The 17,734-nt window shown below is 68.1% G+C and carries 14 protein-coding genes and 1 pseudogene; 9 read left to right on the top strand and 6 right to left on the bottom strand.

Going from position 1 to position 17,734, the window contains the following annotated elements:
• Positions 1-59 precede the first annotated feature (59 nt).
• The 4 genes from ACO6VK_RS04770 to ACO6VK_RS04755 all read right to left on the bottom strand — a co-directional run bounded on the left by ACO6VK_RS04770 (position 60) and on the right by ACO6VK_RS04755 (position 4,584).
• A complete protein-coding gene (locus ACO6VK_RS04770) occupies positions 60-1,202 on the bottom strand; it encodes a hypothetical protein (protein WP_422505801.1) in 1,143 nt (380 codons plus the stop codon).
• Positions 1,203-1,346: 144 nt separating this feature from the next.
• Complete coding sequence (locus tag ACO6VK_RS04765; protein ID WP_422505800.1) at positions 1,347-1,952, bottom strand: thioredoxin family protein; 606 nt, start codon at positions 1,950-1,952, stop codon at positions 1,347-1,349.
• A gap of 8 nt (positions 1,953-1,960) precedes the next feature.
• Positions 1,961-3,463: a peptide MFS transporter gene (locus ACO6VK_RS04760; protein ID WP_422505799.1), complete on the bottom strand. Its 1,503-nt coding sequence runs from the start codon at positions 3,461-3,463 to the stop codon at positions 1,961-1,963.
• A 242-nt stretch (positions 3,464-3,705) separates the two neighbouring features.
• Positions 3,706-4,584: a tryptophan 2,3-dioxygenase gene (locus tag ACO6VK_RS04755; protein WP_422505798.1), complete on the bottom strand. Its 879-nt coding sequence runs from the start codon at positions 4,582-4,584 to the stop codon at positions 3,706-3,708.
• Positions 4,585-4,907: 323 nt separating this feature from the next.
• Between ACO6VK_RS04755 and pdhA the strand changes: the two genes are divergently transcribed.
• Genes pdhA through ACO6VK_RS04735 form a run of 4 tightly spaced genes read left to right on the top strand, consistent with a single transcriptional unit; the run spans position 4,908 to position 8,769 of the window.
• Positions 4,908-5,990 carry a pyruvate dehydrogenase (acetyl-transferring) E1 component subunit alpha gene (gene pdhA, locus ACO6VK_RS04750; RefSeq protein WP_422505797.1) on the top strand — a complete coding sequence of 361 codons (1,083 nt, stop codon included), beginning with the start codon at positions 4,908-4,910 and terminating at the stop codon, positions 5,988-5,990.
• Entirely contained in the window at positions 5,983-7,053 is a 1,071-nt protein-coding gene (locus ACO6VK_RS04745; RefSeq protein ID WP_422505796.1) for an alpha-ketoacid dehydrogenase subunit beta, read from the top strand. Before pdhA ends, ACO6VK_RS04745 begins: the two co-directional genes overlap by 8 nt.
• 1 nt (position 7,054) lies before the next feature.
• The gene (locus ACO6VK_RS04740; protein WP_136004635.1) at positions 7,055-7,408 is read left to right on the top strand and encodes an SH3 domain-containing protein; all 354 of its coding nucleotides are present in this window, start codon (positions 7,055-7,057) and stop codon (positions 7,406-7,408) included.
• Positions 7,405-8,769: a dihydrolipoamide acetyltransferase family protein gene (locus ACO6VK_RS04735; protein ID WP_422505795.1), complete on the top strand. Its 1,365-nt coding sequence runs from the start codon at positions 7,405-7,407 to the stop codon at positions 8,767-8,769. Before ACO6VK_RS04740 ends, ACO6VK_RS04735 begins: the two co-directional genes overlap by 4 nt.
• A 193-nt stretch (positions 8,770-8,962) precedes the next feature.
• Here the strand turns inward: ACO6VK_RS04735 and ACO6VK_RS04730 are convergent, their stop codons facing one another.
• Positions 8,963-9,604: an NAD-dependent dehydratase gene (locus ACO6VK_RS04730; RefSeq protein WP_422505794.1), complete on the bottom strand. Its 642-nt coding sequence runs from the start codon at positions 9,602-9,604 to the stop codon at positions 8,963-8,965.
• A 147-nt stretch (positions 9,605-9,751) separates the two neighbouring features.
• Between ACO6VK_RS04730 and ACO6VK_RS04725 the strand changes: the two genes are divergently transcribed.
• The 3 genes from ACO6VK_RS04725 to ACO6VK_RS04715 are packed head-to-tail and all read left to right on the top strand — an operon-like array spanning position 9,752 to position 12,544.
• On the top strand, positions 9,752-11,314 hold the full coding sequence (locus tag ACO6VK_RS04725; protein WP_422505793.1) for a GGDEF domain-containing protein: 1,563 nt from the start codon (positions 9,752-9,754) through the stop codon (positions 11,312-11,314).
• A gap of 50 nt (positions 11,315-11,364) precedes the next feature.
• The gene (locus tag ACO6VK_RS04720; protein ID WP_422505792.1) at positions 11,365-11,880 is read left to right on the top strand and encodes a sigma-70 family RNA polymerase sigma factor; all 516 of its coding nucleotides are present in this window, start codon (positions 11,365-11,367) and stop codon (positions 11,878-11,880) included.
• 10 nt (positions 11,881-11,890) lie between these two features.
• Positions 11,891-12,544, top strand: a complete 654-nt coding sequence (locus ACO6VK_RS04715) for a hypothetical protein (protein ID WP_422505791.1) — start codon at positions 11,891-11,893, stop codon at positions 12,542-12,544.
• A 66-nt stretch (positions 12,545-12,610) separates the two neighbouring features.
• Here ACO6VK_RS04715 and ACO6VK_RS04710 read toward each other — a convergent pair whose 3' ends face one another.
• Positions 12,611-13,549: a DUF808 domain-containing protein gene (locus tag ACO6VK_RS04710; RefSeq protein ID WP_422505790.1), complete on the bottom strand. Its 939-nt coding sequence runs from the start codon at positions 13,547-13,549 to the stop codon at positions 12,611-12,613.
• 179 nt (positions 13,550-13,728) lie between these two features.
• On the opposite strand from ACO6VK_RS04710, the pseudogene ACO6VK_RS04705 reads away from it, so the two are divergent.
• Together ACO6VK_RS04705 and ACO6VK_RS04700 are read left to right on the top strand one after the other, a co-directional pair.
• Positions 13,729-15,372, top strand: a pseudogene (locus ACO6VK_RS04705) (ABC1 kinase family protein); the annotation flags it as partial.
• A 234-nt stretch (positions 15,373-15,606) separates the two neighbouring features.
• Positions 15,607-17,715 (top strand): phosphoglycerol transferase I, encoded by a 2,109-nt coding sequence (locus ACO6VK_RS04700; protein WP_422505789.1) that lies wholly within the window; start codon positions 15,607-15,609, stop codon positions 17,713-17,715.
• Positions 17,716-17,734 lie beyond the last annotated feature (19 nt).

The raw sequence follows: 17,734 nt of genomic DNA, 5'->3' as shown, positions 1-17,734 counted from the left end.
TGGTGGCTGTGCTTTCCGTGTGGAACTAGGGGTCTTCTCCGGGCACGCTCCCTCCGCTACTAGCTCAGGTGCTTGCGCCGCGCATGCACCCACGGGGCAGCCAGTGCGCCGATGGCGCCGCCGGCGAAGCCCAGTGAGGCGGCGACCGCCGCCGCTTCGATGGCGCCGGGAAGCGCCAGTGCGGCCACCACCAGCAGCAGCGAGGGCAGCCCGATGAAGGTGGCCATGAAGTAGCGCCAGCGCGGCGCCCAGGTGCCCACCTGCAGCAGGCTGACCGGCATCCAGGTTTCCGCCGAGGCATCCTGCGCGACCTTGGCCGCGACCTTGCCCAGGTCCACTTCCACCGGCCCCTTGCCGGTCCGTGCGGTGGCCAGCATCTGCGCCACCTCGTCCACCGCCGGGAACGACGCGGGCCAGGCGGCGGGTGCGGCCACGCCGTAGGCGGTCAGCAGCGGCACGCTGATCCACGGCGCCAGCAGCGGCCGCAGCTTGCGCCGGTCCAGAACGCACCAGATCTGGCTGACGCCGTGGGCGGTCACGCTGTACAGCGCCATCTGCCCCGGTTCGGGGTAGGCCAGCATGCTGACCCGCGCGGCCATGCTGTCGTAGCCCATCTGCCGCAGGAAGCCCGGCCGGGTGCGCCCCTCGTGCGCCCACGCCAGACCCAGCGCGCCGACCAGGTAAGCCTCGGCCGGGTCCTTCACGCCCACGCTGGCGCGGTCGTCGCTGGCCAGGAAGAAGGCCAGCGATTTGGGCTCGTCCACGTCGTCGCGATCCCAGCGCCCGGCGTCGCCCAGCACATGCTTGAGCGGCAGCCGCGCCGGTGCGGTCTCGGCCTTGGCCGCGTTGTGCAGGAACGGCAGTACCGAGAGCACGAAGCCCTGCAGGTCGACCGCGCGCACCCCGCTGCCCAGCCACTCGGCCGGCAGCAGCCCGGCCAGCGCCGGGTTGCGGGCCAGCACATCGAGCTGGGCCTTCTGCTCCACCAGCTTCTGTACGGCGGCCTTGAGCAGCACGTTGTCGGGCACCGCAACCAGGGGCAGGCGGTAGCGGATCGCGCCGGGCGCGGGCGTATCGGCGTCCGTGTCCGGAGTGTCCAGCGCGCCGTGGTCGTCGAGCAGCGCATCGACCGGCGGCAGGCTCACGCCGGCCGGTCCGTCGAGGGAGATATCGGAGGTGCTGTCGCTGGTGCCCGGCTGCATGCGTTTCAATCCATTGGGTGCGCGCCACGAACGGCGCGGCATGAGGTCCTTGGAGGTAACGGCAGCCCGGCTGAAACCTGTAGTGCCGGCAGCAGGTGGCGACCCACCGAAAAAAAAAGGCCGCGGAATCCGCGGCCTTTTCGATCATGGCGCCTTCGGCGGCGCCCAGTCCTTCATGAAGGCGAAGAACCGTGTGCGGTCATAGCCCTTCGGCTGGCCCTTGTCGGCCTCCAGCTCGCCGGTGAACTGCGAGTGCAGCAGCGTGCCGTCCGCGTCGAGCACGAACAGGTGCGGATAGCCCTTGATCGCCGGGAACTGCGACAGGAACGCCGTGTTCTCGTTGTCTTCGCTGTAGTTGACCTTCATCCACACGAAGTGGGCATCGCGGAAGCTGCGGATCTCCGCATCGCCCTCGATGAAGGCGTCCATCAGGTGGCACCAGGTGCACCACTCCCCGCCCACGTCCAGCACGATGCGTTTGCCACCGCGCTGGGCTTCAACCTTGGCCGTGGCCAGGTCCGCGACCGGGTCGCGGCCCGGATCGAACTGCGCGTTGAGTGCGGCGACCGCCGCGATATCCGCGGCGGCCGGGGTGTTGCCCGACGCCACCGGTTGGCCGGGATCGGCAACCGGTGGCTTCTGCTCGGTGGTGTCCAGCGGCTGCGCAGGCGCGGCGGTGGGCGCCGACGGCGAACAGGCGGCCAGCAGGCCGGCCAGGATCATCGGGGACCACCACGTGTTCATGCGCATCGCAGACCTCACTTGACGCCGTGCATCAGCTTGTTGATCAGCGGGGCGATCAGGAACAGAAGCGCGCCGGAGCCGATCAATGCCCAGAAGCCGAAGGTGTAGCCCTTCAGCGCCGATTCGACGGTCATGCCGCCTTCGCCACTGACCGCGCCGGCGAAGATGCCCGACAGGTTGTTGCCGATGCCGGTGGACAGGAACCAGCCACCCATGCCGAAGCCGACCAGGCGCACCGGGGCCAGCTTGGTCACCATCGACAGACCGATCGGCGACAGGCACAGCTCGCCCACGGACTGGATGACGTAGACCATGAACAGCGTCCAGAACGGGATCTTGCCGTCCACCACCATCGTCGACAGGGCCAGCATCAGCAGGGCGAACGCCGCGCCGTTGAACAGCAGGCCGAGGCCGAACTTGCGCGGAATCGACGGGTTGGCACGGCCGAGCTTGATCCAGATCCAGGCAATGATCGGGGCCAGGGTGATGATGGCCACCGAGTTGACCGACTGGAACCACGCCGTCGGGAAGGTCCAGCCGCCCAGGTTGCGGTTGACGATGTTGTCGGCCAGGAAGGTGAAGGAGCTGCCGGCCTGTTCGAAGAACATCCAGAACATCACGTTGAAGGTGAAGATGATCAGCATGGCGATCACGCGGTCGCGCTGCACCTTGCCCTCACGGATGCCTTCGACCAGCAGCAGCACGCCCAGCGCCACGAACATCACGCCCAGGATCCAGGCCAGTGCGGTGGCACCGGTGGAGAGCAGGAAGTAGGCGACCGGGATGGCCACGATGGAGCCGACCAGCACCATGATGATGCGGCCGAACCCTTCGGCACCCGCCGGCGGTGCGCCGATGCCCTTCAGGCCGGCACGGCCGACGTAGAACCACGCCAGGCTGATCAGCATGCCGATGCCCGAGGCGATGAAGACCATCTTGTAGGACGGCATCGCCTGGGTACCGAAGACCGCTTCGGCCAGGTACTGGGTCAGCACCGGGGCGATCATCGCGCCGATGTTGATGCCCATGTAGAAGATGGTGAAGCCCGAGTCGCGGCGCTCATCCTTCAGGCCGTACAGCTTGCCGACCATCGTGGAGATGTTGGGCTTGAACAGGCCGTTGCCGATGATGATCGTGGCCAGGCCCAGCTCGAAGATCTCCTTGTTGGGCATGGCGACCATGAACAGGCCGGCGGCCATGATCACCGCACCGGTCAGGATCGACCGCTGGTAGCCCAGCACCCGGTCGGCGACGTAGCCACCGAAGATCGCGGCGGCGTAGACCAGCGCCAGGTAGGCGCCGTAGGTGCGGCTGGCGGCAGCCTGGCCGGCCGAATCGCCCTGGAAGAACTGCGAGACGATGTACAGCACCAGCGCCCAGCGGATGCCGTAGAACGCGAAGCGCTCCCAGAATTCGGTCATGAACAGCATCCACAACGGGCGCGGATGGCCCAGCGTGGTCTTGAACTCCGGCAGCGCCGGTTCGGGAACGGATTTCGCGGCGGCGTCTACGCTCATGCGGGATTCCTGGGTTCGGTGGATGACATGCACGTCCGATGTGCCAAACAGCGCGGGAGAATCCCAGACCAACCACGTTCACGTCAAATACACGCCGATTCGTGCAGCTCGCCGCGCGCTCGCTGAACTTGCAGGACCATCCTCCCCTGCCGGGCAGTCGGTGCAGCAACGGCGGGGCCTGCGGCCGCGCCGGTGGTCATCATCGCGTCATGATGAATGGGCGCCAGGAGCGCCCGGCCGGATCAGGCGTCCGGCGGCATCGGATCGTCGTTGCGGATCGTGGTGCGCACCTGGAACAGCTCCGGGAAGAAGGTCAGCTCCAGCGCCTGGCGCAGGAAGCCCACCCCGCTGGAGCCGCCGGTACCGCGCTTGAAGCCGATCACCCGCATCACCGTGCGCATGTGGCGGAAGCGCCACAGCTGGAAGGCGGTTTCCAGGTCGACCAGGTCCTCGCACAGCGAGTACTCGCGCCAGAAGCGGTCGGTGTTCTGGTAGATCCGTTCGAACACCGGGTGCAGCGCGTCATCGGCCACGTGCGGCTGCTGCCAGTCGCGGCCCTGGTAGGCGGCGGGCACCGGATGGCCGAACCGGGCCAGATAGCGCAGGAATTCCTCGTACAGGCTGGGCGCGTCCAGCACCTGCTGCAGCTGCGCCTGGCCGTCCGGGTCATGCGAGAACACCTGCAGCATCTGCGCGTTCTTGTTGCCCAGCAGGAACTCGATGTAGCGGTACTGCAGCGACTGGAAGCCCGACGACGGGCCCAGCACATCGCGGAAGCCCATGTACTCGGACGGGGTCAGGGTTTCCAGCACCGACCACTGCTCGGTCAGCTGGCGCAGCACCTGCTTGCTGCGGGCCAGCACCTTGCGGCACTGCCAGACTTCGTCGCGCTGCAGGAAACCGATCGCCGCACGCAGTTCGTGGGCCAGCAGCTTCAGCCACAGCTCGGAGGTCTGGTGCTGGATGATGAACAGCATCTCGTCGTGGTGCGGCGGGTTGGACAGCGGCTGCTGCGCCGACAGCAGCTGGTCCAGCCGCAGGTAGCCGCCATAGGTCAGGCGCCCCTCCAGATCGGTGTGGATACCGGCTTCGAGATCGCGTTGGTTCTTGTCGACAGACATGGCGGGCGCCGCAGAAGGGGGAGAAAGGGTAGCGCAGAGCCGCATCGCCCGCCCGGTTGCCTCCCTACGCCGGCGTGTGGGGGCGGTTTTCTGCGCGGTCCGCGCGCCGGGGCCGGTCTGGCGGGGCGGGCGCCGCGCGCCGCTCATGCCCGGTTCCGGCAACTGAATACGTTGTAGTCATTGGCATTTGGTCACCTGTCTGCGGTATACCGGGGCGCTGTCCACCGGGACACTTGCTGCGCCGCAGGACGGCTTTTTCCTACGCCTTCCTTAACATGGCAATTCATATCATTTGTAACTTCCTGTCGAAGGTGCAGTACGCAATGACGGTTGCCGCTGAGTTCAAGATCGAATACCTGCAGTACCTGGACACGGACGGCACGCTCGTCCGCGATGACCTGCCCGAAGCCCTGCGCGATCCGCGCGCCCTGCTGCCGATGTTCAAGCAGATGCTGTTCGTGCGCGTGTTCGACGGCAAGTCGATCGCGCTGCAGCGCACCGGCAAGCTGGGCACCTACGCGGCCTGCCTGGGCCACGAAGCCGCACACGTGGGCATCGGCGCGTCGATGCAGAAGGACGACGTGTTCGCGCCGTCCTACCGCGAGTACGGTGCCATGTTCATGCGTGGCGTGCGCCCGCGCGACGTCCTGATGTATTGGGGCGGCGACGAACGTGGCAACGACTACGGTGGCAATGCCGCCAAGGACTTCCCGTTCTGCGTGCCGATTTCCACCCAGTGCCTGCATGCCGCCGGCGCTGCGCTGAAGTTCAAGCTCAACAACGAGAAGCAGATCGCGGTGGCCGTCTGCGGCGACGGCGGCAGCTCCAAGACCGACTTCTACGCGGCACTGAATTCGGCCGGCGCCTACAAGCTGCCGCTGATCCTGTGCATCGTCAACAACGGCTGGGCCATCTCGGTCCCGCGTTCGGCCCAGACCGGTGCCGAAACGCTGGCGCAGAAGGGCCTGGCCGGTGGCCTGCACTGCCTGCAGGTGGACGGCAACGACCTGATCGCGGTGATGGCCGCCATGCTGCAGGCGCGCGAGCGCGCGCTGGCCGGCGATGGCGGCACCGTGCTGGAATTGATGACCTACCGCCTGTCCGACCACACCACCGCCGATGACGCGCGCCGCTACCGCGACGACGCCGAGGTGAAGGATGCCTGGCAGCGCGAGCCGATGCTGCGCCTGCGCAAGTACCTGATCAACGCCGGTGTGTGGAGCGAGGAAGAGGAAGCTGCCTGGACCGTCGAGTGCGGCAAGCGCGTGGACGAGGAAGTGAATCTGTACCTCAACACCCCGGTGCAGCCGGTCGAAGCGATGTTCGACTTCCTCTATGCCGATCCGCCGCAGGACCTGCTGGCCCAGCGCGCACAGGCGATCGCCCTGGAGCAGCGTCATGGATGAGATCAAGCACAACAGCGCCTCCAGCGCGCAGACCAATGCCGCCGACAGCGCCGCCATCGCGCGCGGAGAACCGAACATGACCACCACCCCGATCACCCTCATCGAAGCCATCACCCAGGCGCTGGCCTGGGAGCTGGAACACGACAAGTCGGTGCTGGTGCTGGGCGAGGACGTGGGCGTCAACGGCGGCGTGTTCCGCGCCACCGCCGGCCTGCAGCAGCGCTTCGGCGCCGACCGCATCCTGGACACCCCGCTGGACGAGACCACCATCGCCGGCCTGACCATCGGCCTGGCCGCGCAGGGCATGAAGCCGGTTGCCGAAGCGCAGTTCGACGGCTTCATGTACCCGATGGTCGACCATATCGTCTGCCACGCCGCACGCCTGCGTTACCGCACCCGTGGCCGCCTGCACTGCCCGATGGTGCTGCGCGTGCCGTGGGGCGGCGGCATCCGCGCGCCGGAACACCACAGCGAAGCCAACGAAGCGATCTTCACCAACGTGCCGGGCCTGCGCGTGGTGCTGCCGTCGTCGCCGCAGCGCGCCTACGGCCTGCTGCTGGCCGCGATCCGCGAACCGGATCCGGTGATCTACATGGAGCCCAAGCGCATCTACCGCCAGTACAAGGAAGTTGTCGTCGATGACGGCGAAGCCCTGCCGCTGGACGTGTGCTTCGTGCTGCGCGACGGTACCGACGTCACCCTGGTCACCTGGGGCGCACAGGTCAAGGAAGCGCTGGAAGCGGCCGACAAGCTGGCCGGCGAAGGCATCAGTGCCGAAGTGATCGACGTGGCCACGCTGCGTCCGCTCGACTTCGCCACCATCGCCGAGTCGGTGGCCAAGACCGGCCGCTGCGTGATCGTGCAGGAAGCGCCGAAGACCGCGGGCTTCGGTGCGGAAATCGCCGCGCGCCTGGCCGAGGAATCGCTGTACGACCTGCTGGCACCGGTCGAGCGCGTCACCGGTTACGACACCCACATTCCGCTGTTCCGCCTGGAAATGAAGTACCTGCCCAGCGTGGACCGGATCGTGAGCGCGGCCAAACGCGCCGTTGCGGCGGGCTGACATGCGGGCCCGCCTGCTAGGCCCGTACCGCAGCCAGTATCCCAACCCGCTCCGGTTCCGCGCCGGCCAGATCGTCGAACTGGGCGTTCGCGACGAGGAATGGCCGGCGTTCGCCTGGGTACGCACCGATGACGGGCGTGCCGGGTGGGCCCCGGTGGCGTGGTTGCAGCGGTTGGACGATGGTCGCGCAGAGGCCCTGCGCGACTACGACGCCCGCGAACTGGATGTGGACAGCGGTGAACTGGTCAAACTGCATCACGAACACGGCGGCTGGTGGTGGTCCGAACGCGCGAACGGCGCGACGGGCTGGCTGCCGGCCCGCGATCTCGAACTGCTGGAAGAGAACTGCACATGAGTGAGAACAAGAATTTCCACCTGCCCGACCTCGGCGAAGGCCTGCCCGACGCCACCATCGTCGAGTGGTTCGTCAAGGAAGGCGACGTGATCAGGCTGGACGAGCCGCTGGTCTCGATGGAGACCGCCAAGGCCGTGGTCGAAGTGCCCTCGCCGTTCTCCGGCACGGTGCTGAAGCTGGCCGGCGGCGCGGGCGACATCATCCCCACCGGCAGCGTGCTGGCGCAGTTCCAGCTGGACCCGACCCTGCCGCAGCGCGCCGATGGCCAGGACACCGGCCACAGCCACGGGCATGCCGCACCTGCTGCCGCGCCGACCCCGCCGCCGATCCCGGCTGCAGCGGCGGCCGAGGAAGCCAAGCCCGCCGCCGAGCGTGATGACGCCGGCACCGTGGTCGGTGCAATGCAGAGCTCCAACGCCGTGCATGCCGAACAGGCACTCGCGGTCGGTGGGGTCAAGGCTGTTCCGGCCGTGCGTGCCACCGCCCGCAAGCTGGGCGTGGACCTCAGCCGCGTGCGCGCCACCGGCGCCGATGGCGCGGTGACGATGGCCGACGTCAAGCAGGCCGCTGCCGATGGCAGCGCCAAGGTCGGTGCCGCACCGGCGCCGGTCGCCGCTGCACCGGTCGCCGCCGCTGCACCGGTGGCCCGCCAGAGCGAGACCCGTGCCCCGCTGTCCGCGGCAGGCAAGCCGATGCGCACCCAGCCGCCGGGCGTGGTTGCCAAGGGCCAGCCGGAACAGCTCAAGGGCGTGCGCCGCAACATGGCGCGGGTGATGGCCGACGCGCACAGCAAGGTCGTCCCGACCACATTGAACGACGACGCCGACATCCATGCCTGGGTGCCGGGCAACGACGTCACCGCGCGCCTGGTGCGTGCGATCGTGGTTGGCTGCCAGAAGGTGCCGGCGCTCAATGCCTGGTTCGACGGCGACGCGCTGACCCGCACGCTGCACGCGCATGTGGATGTGGGCATCGCGGTGGACACCGACGACGGCCTGTTCGTGCCGGCGCTGCGCAATGCCGACGTGCTTGATGCACGTGGTATCCGCGAAGGCGTCAACCGCCTGCGCGAGCAGGTGGAATCGCGCGCGATCGCCGCCTCCGAACTGAGTGGCTACACCATCTCGCTGTCCAACTTCGGCATGTTCGCCGGCCGCTACGCGACCCCGGTCGTGGTGCCGCCGTGCGTGGCCATCGTCGGTGCCGGCCGTGCCCGCCACCAGATGACCCCGGTGATGGGCGGCGTGGAAGCGCACAAGGTGATTCCGCTGTCGGTGACCTTCGACCACCGCGCGGCCACCGGCGGCGAAGCCGCCCGCTTCCTGCGCGCGATGCTGGATGATCTGGCGCTGGCCAGCTGATCCACGTGGATGGGTAGCTGCCGACCGTTGGTCGGCGGGCAATGACGGATACGACAACGGCTACCGCAAGGTGGCCGTTGTTGTTTGCGAGCCAGGTGGTGCCGGCCGCTGGCCGGCTCCTCCGGATACTGGGCAGCCGACCAACGGTCGGCTCTACCTCATTGGGTTCGGTGCTACCTCGTTGGGTTCGGCGCTACCGGCGCGGGGCCAACTGCGCCGAGTCGATGATGTGCACACCCGGGCGCGGCGCCAGCGCCGCCTCCAGCATCTCCCCGGCGATGGTCTGTGCCGGGTTGATCTGCCAGGCACGCGGCAGAACCGGGCCCAGCGCGCCGAGCACGATGCTGGCCAGGTGTTCGCCCGGCCTCCGCTCGGCACGTTCACCCCCGATCAGCCCAGGCCGCACCAGCGTCAGCGACGGATAGCCCAGGCCGCGCAGGTCCTGCTCCAGGCGACCTTTGACCCGGTTGTAGAAGAACCGCGAGCCCGGGTCGGCGCCCATCGCGGAATTCAGCACAAAGGCATGCGCGCCATGCGCCTGCGCCAGGGTGGCCACCTGCAGCGGGTAGTCGTGGTCGACGCGCGCGAATGCCTCCCGGCTGCCGGCCTGCCTGATGGTGCTGCCCAGCGCGCAGATCACCGCGTCCACCGCCCACCAGTCCGCGTCGACGGGCAGCCGCTCGAAATCGACCACCGGGTTGTGCAGCACCGGGTCGGTCACGTTGAGTAACCGCCGCGTCGGCGCCACCACCGCGTCGCAGCGCGCGTCGTCCAGCAGCTGCTGCAGGACCTGCCCGCCGACCAGCCCGGTCGCTCCTACCAGCATCACCTTCATCGCACCCTCCTGCTTTCCGATTGCCTACCATCGTGGCATACCGGCCGTGCCCGGCCCGTGCGTTCAAGCCGGCGGGCCCGGCGCCGATACTGTTCCAACCTCCCACCCGCCCGGCCCACCTGCCGGAAACCCGCCAAGGACCTGCGCATGACGGACCCGCACGACGCTCCCCCCAGCCCAGGTACCGCCGTGGGCCGGCTGCTGTCGCGGCGCCAGGTCGACACGCGCGTGATCGAGCAGGCCGTTCCCGCTGCCGCCGGTCCCAAGGGCGGCAGCAGCGCGATGCTGCAGCGCCTGTTCGCCGGGGCCGAGCAGCCCGAGCCGCTGCTGGCCGCGTTCGCCCACGGCATGTCCACCCTGCCCGGTGAGCTGGGCGACATGGGCCTGCGCCTGCAGTCGGCGCAGCGCAGCGCCGACTGGGTCAGCTACGGCCGCGCGATGCGCCAGCTGATCGACAAGTACATCCGCACCATCGAGCAGGAAAGCCCGGACGGGCAGCCCGACAGCCTGCGCATGCGCGAGCTGCTGCGGCATACGCTCGGGGTCACGGTGGCCAGCCTGCTGCAGAACATGCCCGAGCTGAAGGACGAACCGGCGCGCATCGCCGGCGACCTGCGCCATTGGCACCCCGGCCAGCCGCTGCAGCCGATCGAGCAGCGCCTGCGCGAGCTCACCCACCAGATCGGCGTGCGCAGCGATGGCTGGCAGGAGCAGCAGGAGCTGCTGCTGAGCCTGTTCGACCTGCTGCTGGACAACATCGGCGAGCTGCTCGACGACAGCAGCTGGCTGCACGGCCAGGTGCACGCCGTGCGGGCCCTGATCAGCGGCCCGCTGGACCGCGACTCGGTGGAACAGGCGCGCGCCAACCTGCGCGAGGTGATCTACAAGCAGGGGCTGCTCAAGCAGAGCATCAGCGACTCCAAGGTGGCGATGAAGGACCTGATGGGAGGCTTCATCGAGCGCCTGGACGGGATGGCCGTCAGTACCGGCGAATACCACGACCGGATCAGCAGCTATGCCTTGGCATTGAAGGAAGCACGCAGCATCGCCGACCTCAACCAGCTGCTGCAGGACGTGCTGCAGGACACCGGCCGGGTGCAGGAGCAGGCCCTGCAGGCCCGCGACCACCTCGGCAACGCACGCCGCGAAGTCGAACAGGCCGAAGCGCGCATCGCCGAGCTGGAGCAGGAACTGCGCGATGTCTCCGGGCTGGTCCGCACCGATCCGTTGACCGGCGCGCTCAACCGCCGTGGCTTCGACGAACTGATGGAGCGCGAGCTGGCCCGGGCCGCTCGCCACGGCCACCCGCTGGCGGTGGCGCTGATCGACCTGGACGACTTCCACCAGACCAACGATGCGCACGGCCATGCCGGCGGCGATGCGGTCCTGCGCCACCTGGTCGCGGTCTGCCAGCTACACCTGCGCAGCAGCGATGCGATCGCGCGCCTGGGCGGCGATGAGTTCGTGCTGCTGCTGCCGGAAACCCCGGGCGCGGACAGCATGTCCACGCTGCTGCGCCTGCAGCGCTCGTTGGCCCAGCGCCCGCTGCCGCTGGACCAGCAGCGGGTGCCGGTGCACTTCAGTGCCGGCATCGCGCAGTGGCACCCGGGCGAAGACGCCGACACGCTGCTGCGCCGGGCCGATGCGGCCCTGTATGCGGCCAAGCGGGTGGGCAAGAACCGCGTGCAGGCGGCCGATCCCCCGCGCTGAGCACGCCGTGTGATATCGGCCGCGTCCCTGCGAATCATCCGGGTATGGACATGACTGCCACTGCCCCTGCCGATCCCCGCGCCCACTTCGCCGCGTTGCTGGCCCAGCACCGCGGCATCGTGCTGAAGATCGCCCGGGGCTACTGCGCCCACCAGGAGGACCGGCTGGACCTGATCCAGGAGATCAGCGTGCAGGCCTGGGACGCCTTCGACGGCTTCGATCCGGCGCGTGCCCGCTTCTCCACCTGGCTGTACCGGGTCGCGTTGAACGTGGCCATTTCGCAGTTGCGCCGCCAGCAGCTGCGCCAGCGCCACCACGCGGTACTGGACGAGGCGGCATTGGCCGCCGACGACGGTGCGCCGGCCGAACACCGGCATACGCTGCGGCAGCTGGAGGCCGCGATCCGCGAGCTGCCGGCCCTGGACCGGGCGCTGATGCTGCTGCACCTGGACGACCACGACCACCGCCAGATCGCCGAGATCCTGGGTATCAGCAGCGCCAATGTCTCCACCCGTCTGCACCGCCTGCGCCAGCAGCTGCGGGCGCGCTTCGACCCCACTCCCTGAGGGCACCGCCATGCACAACGACCCACTCCAGCACCTCTGGCAGCAGTACGCCGGCGCCGACGGCAACGAGGGCCCCGCCGCGATGGATGCCTGGCGCCGCCACCGGCAGCACGCCGCGCAACGCCAGCTGTCGGCCTTCGGGGCAGTGCAGGTCATGCAGCTGCTGTTCTGGCTGGCGTTGGCGATCTACTGCGGCAGCGTCTGGTGGCAGCAGCCGCCGCTGGCGGTGATGGTCAGCGCGCTGGCGCTGCATGCCTACAGCGTGGCGGTGATCATCGCCAGCGCCGCGCGGCTGCACCTGCGCCGGCAACTGCAGCCCGACCAGCCCGTGGTGGAGCAGTCGCGCGTACTGGCGTCGCTGCGCATGCACACCGCCATCGGCGAGCTGCTGCTCGGGCTGCCGTGGTGCTGGTTGTGGCTGGCGGTGCCGGTACTGCTGGCCTGGCAGGCCTGGGGCGTGGACCTGTCGGTGTTTGCGGCCCGCTGGCTGCTGGTGTCGCTGGTGGCCGGCACGGCGCTGATGGTGGCGCTGCTGGCGCTGGCGCGGCGCTGGTTCACGCGCGATCCGCAGTCGCCGCGCCTGCAGCGCGCGATCGACGCACTGTCCGGACGCCGGTTGGCGCAGGCACGCGCCGAGCTGGACGGGCTGCGCGACTGGTCGTAGCGCCGGGTTCTACCCGGCTGCAACATGCGCGCGAACAGCAGCCGGGTGGCACCCGGCGCTGCGGGGTCAATGCGCGGCGTGCTTGCCGCGCAGCTTCTGGATGGCGGTGACGGCGGCCAGCACGATCGCACCGGCGATCACGCCGACCACCATGTTGCCCAGCGCGTTGACCAGCCAGCCCCACCTGCCCTCGCCACCGAGCGACAGCACCAGGTGGTGCAGCGCCGGCACGTTGTGCACCAGGATGCCGCCACCGACCAGGAACATCGCAGCGGTGCCGGCGACCGAGAGGAACTTCATCAGCCACGGCGCGGCCACCAGCAGGCCACGACCGAACGCGGCCAGCGCCGCACCCTTGCGCGACAGGTACAGCCCGAGGTCGTCCAGCTTCACGATGCCGGCGACCAGGCCGTAAACGAACACGGTCATGGCCAGCGCGATGATCACCAGCGCGGTGACCTGGTTGAGGAACGGCGCCGCGGAAACCACACCCAGCGACAGCACGATGATCTCGGCCGAGAGAATGAAGTCGGTACGGATCGCGCCCTTCACCTTGTCGTTCTCCCACGCAACCATGTCCACCTTTTCATCGGCCAGCGCCTTCACCCGCTCGGCCTTCTTCTGTTCATCTTCTTCCCTGGAATGCAGGAAGCGGTGCGCCAGCTTCTCCACGCCTTCAAAGCACAGGAACGCACCGCCGATCATCATCAGCGGCACTACGATCGGCACCGGGTAGCCCTTGCCGCGCAGCCAGGCTTCCAGCGCGCTGATCGCCAGTGCGGCCGGCACCAGGATCGCCTTGTTGACCAGCGAGCCCTTGGCCACCGCCCACACCACCGGCAGTTCGCGGTTGGCGTTGACGCCGGTGACCTGCTGCGCGTTCAGCGCCAGATCGTCGCCCAGCACACCGGCGGTTTTCTTGGCCGCCACCTTGGTCAGCACCGACACGTCGTCCAGCAGGGACGCAATGTCATCGAGCAACGCGAACAGACTGGCACCGGCCATGAGGCTTCCAAAGGATGGATCGAAGCGCCGATTCTGACTGATCCAGCCCCGTTCGCGGTAGATGCCGCCGGATTCACCGCTCCACCACCGGGGCCCGGCCACACTGCGATGGATCGCCGTTGCCGGAGTCCTGCTTGAATACGCCACCTGTCGCCCCCGGTTCGCCCTCGCTGGTCAAGGGCATGAACCGCCGCAGCCAGATCCTGCGGCTGCTGCTGCGCTACCGCCATTCCGGCGTGTTCTCGGGCATGAACCTGGATGCCCGCGCCGTGCACGACCTGCCGCCCGAAGGCAATCCCGAGCAGTTCGTGACCGATCTGGAGGCGCTGGGCCCCACCTTCGTCAAGCTCGGCCAGATGCTCTCCACCCGCCCCGACATGGTGCCGGTGGAGTTCGCCACCGCGCTGGAGCGGATGCAGGAGAAGGTCGCCCCGATCCCGGTGGAGCGCATCTACGCGATCATCGAGCAGGAACTGGGCGCCTCGGTCTCCAAACTGTTTGCCTCGTTCGACCCGGTGCCGCTGGGGTGCGCCTCGATCGCGCAGGTGCACCGTGCAGCACTGCATGACGGGCGCGAGGTGGCGGTCAAGGTACAGAAGCCGGAAGTGGCCGCCCAGCTCCGTTCGGACCTGGAGGTGCTGCGCAGCTTCGCGCTGGCCGCCGACCATCTCACCCAGGTGGGGCGCCGGGTGCGCCTGCGCGACTGGCTCAACGAGTTCGCCAAAACGCTGATGCAGGAACTGGACTACCAGGCCGAAGCGGAGAACCTGCAGCGCTTCGGCCAGCATCTGCGTCCGTTCAAACCGTTGTGGGTGCCGCAGCCGATCTGGGATTACTGCAGCCATCGCGTGCTGACGATGGAGCTGGCGCAGGGCGTGCGCGTGGACATGATTCCCGATGTGCGCCGCACCGAACAGCCGATGGCACCGCTGGCGGCGGCGCTGATCCGCGGCTATGTCGATCAGATTTTCGTGCATGGCGAAATCCACGCCGATCCGCATCCGGGCAACCTGCGCGTGACGCCGGAAGGACGCCTGGCGATCTTCGACCTGGGCATGGTGGCGCACATGCCGCCGCGGCTGCGCGAGCGGCTGCTGAAGCTGCTGTTCGCCGCGGTCGACGGCCGCGGTGAGGAAGTGGCCGACGAGATCATCGGCATCAGCACGCGACTGGAGTCGTTCGATGAAGAGCGCTACCTGCGCGAAACCGGCCAGGTGATCGCGCGCTACGCCGCCAACAGCAGCTTCTCAGAAGGCCGCGTGGTGCTCGACCTGGTCCGCATTGCCACCGCCAGCGGCCTGCGCACACCGCCGGAGCTGAGCCTGCTCGGCAAGGCGCTGCTCAACCTGGAAACCGTATGCCGGCTGTTGTCGCCGGACCTGGATACGCGCCGCATCGTCGAGCGCCAGTTGCAGCACGTGATGCGCGCGCGCCTGAAGAAGTCGCTGTCGGCGGCCAACCTGGCCAGCGAGGCGATGGAGCTGCAGCAGCTGCTGCGCGACGGGCCGCGCAAGATGACCGACATTCTCGCGCTGCTGGCCGAGAACCGGCTGCAGATGAAGGTGACGGGACTGGAAGAATCGCGGTTGATGGAGAACCTGCAGAAGATCGCCAACCGGGTCTCCGCCGGCATCGTCACCGCCGCGCTGATCCTGGCGGCGGCGATGATGATGAAGGTGGATACCGGCTGGCACCTGTTCGGCTACCCGGCCATCGCATTCACGCTGATGTTGATCGGCGTGTTCCTTGGGCTTGGCATCATCCTCAGCGCATTGATCTTCGATCGTCGTGCACGTTCGAAGGAAGAGCGCGGGCACCGCTGATATTTCCGTGCCCACCCACGGTGGGCACCCCGCTATTTCACGCGCGTTTTACGTCGCAGATGGCAGTGCGATACGCGACATTCGATGTCGTTTTGAACAAACATTTCAGTCAGGTTCGTGCAGGCATGATCGGGTCATCGGCCTGTCATGCACATGTGGTTGGACAGCCGGTCGGATGGGAACTCACGTCGTCATGACGTCCATCACCACCTGTCTCCGCTGCCGAATGTGCCTATGCTCTGGATCCTGCTGCTGTCGCTGTTGCTGCTCGCCTGGCTGTTGCTCGCATCACGTACGTGGGTGTGGTGGAAAGCTGGCCTGATGTCGCTGCTGATGCTCGCACTCAGCGCGTGGTGGTTGATCGACAAACTCTCCGGCGACGGCCTCAATGCCGCCACCCTGTATCACCTGGGTGCGGATATGGAAGGCGCAGGCATCGCCGACTTCAAGACCTACATCGCCGGCTTCATCGTGCTGGCGCTGGTGTCGCTGCTGCCGCTGGCAATGACGCGCATCCGCCGCTGGCAGCGCAGCGGCCACGGCGCCGCCATCTTCGGCGGGTTCGTGGTGGTGTGGTTCGGCGCGATCCTGGTCAGCCCGCTGTATCACGATGGCCAACGCCTCTATCAGCAGATGCGCCCGGTCGATTACAGCATGGTCGCACCGGAGTACCGCGTGCCGCAGCAGCCGCTGCGCAAGCCGCGCAACATCGTGTGGATCTACGGTGAGAGCCTGGAACGCACCTATCTGGACGAGACCACCTTCCCCGGCCTGATGCCCAACCTCAACCGCCTGGCTGCGCAGTCGCTGGACGTGCGCGGGCTGGCCTCGGCCGAAGGTGGCGGCTGGACCATCGCCGGCCTGGTGTCGTCGATGTGCGGCGTGCCGCTCACCACCGCCCAGGGCGATGAGAACAGCATGGGCCGCATGGGCAGCTTCCTGCCCGAGGCGGTGTGCCTGGGCGACTACCTCAAGCAGCAGGGCTACACCAACCACTATCTGGGCGGCGCCAACGGCCAGTTCGCCGGCAAGGGCCAGTTCCTGGCCACGCACGGTTTCGATGCGGTCGACGACCTGGCCTGGTTCAAGCAGCAGAAGATCGCACGCTCGCACTTCTCCACCTGGGGCGTGCACGACGATGTGCTGCTGGACAAGGCCTACGATCGCTTCGTGCAGCTCTCCCGCAAGGGCGAGCCGTTCATGCTGACCACCCTCACGATGGATACCCATCACCCGGCCGGGCATCTGCCGGTGGCCTGCAAGCGCACCCGCTACCAGAGCGACTACGGCAACATCGGCCTGCTCAACGCGCTCAAGTGCACCGATGGGCTGATCTCCCGCCTGGTCGACCGCATCCAGGCCAGCCCGTATGGCGACGACACGCTGATCGTGATCGCCTCGGATCACCTGGCCATGCCCAACGATCTCAGCCATGTGCTGGCCAAGCAGTCGCGCGAGAACCTGCTGCTGTTCCTCGGCAAGGACATCGCCCCGCGCCAGCTCGCCGCCACCGATGCCTCCACCCTGGATTCGGGTGCCACCCTGCTCAGCCTGATCGAACCGCAGATCAACGCCATCGGTTTCGGCCGTTCGCTGCTGGATCCCAAGCGGGGCGACAGCGCCAGTGCGAGCGCGGCGGCATTCCGCGACAACGGCCGCGACTACCCGCGTTACCTGGCGTTCTCGCGCTCGCTGTGGCTGGGCGACAAGACCCGCCAGCTGCGCATCGACGACGACAACCAGGTGGTGGTCGGGCTGCAGCACGTGCAGCCGCCGGTGCTGCTGGAGTACGACAGGCAGTGGGACCTGAAGTCGGTGTATCTGGAGAACACCTCCAAGCAGTTCGACCTGGCCGACCCCGCCAACACCCTGGCCTATGTGGATCGCTGCACCGCCTTCGAAGATGGCTCGGCCGATGGCGACTGGTGCGCGATGCTGGTCAACCAGGACAAGGGCATCAAGCTGTTCCGCGATGAGCAGCTGCGTACCGGGATCGCCGTGGATGGGCCGCTCGACCCGAGCACCGGCCCGCGCCCGAGCATCCGCCAGGCGCACATGATCACGCAGAAGGGCCGCCGCACCCGCGCCGGCCAGTACATGCTGCAGATGGTGGCCAGGCAGTCGCCCGACCGCGGCTTCTGGATCGAGGCGGTGTCGTCGCAGCGCAAGGTGGTGGTCGCCCAGCAGTGGGTGCAGCCCGATGCCGATGGCCGCATCAACGTGCCGTTCGGGCTCGATCACGAAGTGGACGACCTGGAGATCCGCGCCTGGTTGAACCACGCCGAGAAGCTCGCCGTGGATACCTTCGCGCTGGTGCCGTCGCGCCGCGGCAACCGCGGCTGACAGCGCGCGGAGCCGGTGG

The organism is Stenotrophomonas sp. GZD-301 (assembly GCF_049310345.1).
GTDB lineage: Bacteria > Pseudomonadota > Gammaproteobacteria > Xanthomonadales > Xanthomonadaceae > Stenotrophomonas.
The sequence above is the reverse complement of the archived record's forward strand: the minus strand, read 5'-3'. Positions and strand labels throughout refer to the sequence as shown.

Excerpts from the sequence above, each read along its gene's own strand:
- ACO6VK_RS04770 (WP_422505801.1), bottom strand. The coding sequence starts at position 1,202 with ATGCAGCCGGGCACCAGCGACAGCACCTCCGATATCTCCCTCGACGGA.
- ACO6VK_RS04765 (WP_422505800.1), bottom strand. The coding sequence starts at position 1,952 with ATGCGCATGAACACGTGGTGGTCCCCGATGATCCTGGCCGGCCTGCTG.
- ACO6VK_RS04760 (WP_422505799.1), bottom strand. The coding sequence starts at position 3,463 with ATGAGCGTAGACGCCGCCGCGAAATCCGTTCCCGAACCGGCGCTGCCG.
- ACO6VK_RS04755 (WP_422505798.1), bottom strand. The coding sequence starts at position 4,584 with ATGTCTGTCGACAAGAACCAACGCGATCTCGAAGCCGGTATCCACACC.
- pdhA (WP_422505797.1), top strand. The coding sequence starts at position 4,908 with ATGACGGTTGCCGCTGAGTTCAAGATCGAATACCTGCAGTACCTGGAC.
- ACO6VK_RS04745 (WP_422505796.1), top strand. The coding sequence starts at position 5,983 with ATGGATGAGATCAAGCACAACAGCGCCTCCAGCGCGCAGACCAATGCC.
- ACO6VK_RS04740 (WP_136004635.1), top strand. The coding sequence starts at position 7,055 with ATGCGGGCCCGCCTGCTAGGCCCGTACCGCAGCCAGTATCCCAACCCG.
- ACO6VK_RS04735 (WP_422505795.1), top strand. The coding sequence starts at position 7,405 with ATGAGTGAGAACAAGAATTTCCACCTGCCCGACCTCGGCGAAGGCCTG.
- ACO6VK_RS04730 (WP_422505794.1), bottom strand. The coding sequence starts at position 9,604 with ATGAAGGTGATGCTGGTAGGAGCGACCGGGCTGGTCGGCGGGCAGGTC.
- ACO6VK_RS04725 (WP_422505793.1), top strand. The coding sequence starts at position 9,752 with ATGACGGACCCGCACGACGCTCCCCCCAGCCCAGGTACCGCCGTGGGC.
- ACO6VK_RS04720 (WP_422505792.1), top strand. The coding sequence starts at position 11,365 with ATGACTGCCACTGCCCCTGCCGATCCCCGCGCCCACTTCGCCGCGTTG.
- ACO6VK_RS04715 (WP_422505791.1), top strand. The coding sequence starts at position 11,891 with ATGCACAACGACCCACTCCAGCACCTCTGGCAGCAGTACGCCGGCGCC.
- ACO6VK_RS04710 (WP_422505790.1), bottom strand. The coding sequence starts at position 13,549 with ATGGCCGGTGCCAGTCTGTTCGCGTTGCTCGATGACATTGCGTCCCTG.
- ACO6VK_RS04700 (WP_422505789.1), top strand. The coding sequence starts at position 15,607 with ATGCTCTGGATCCTGCTGCTGTCGCTGTTGCTGCTCGCCTGGCTGTTG.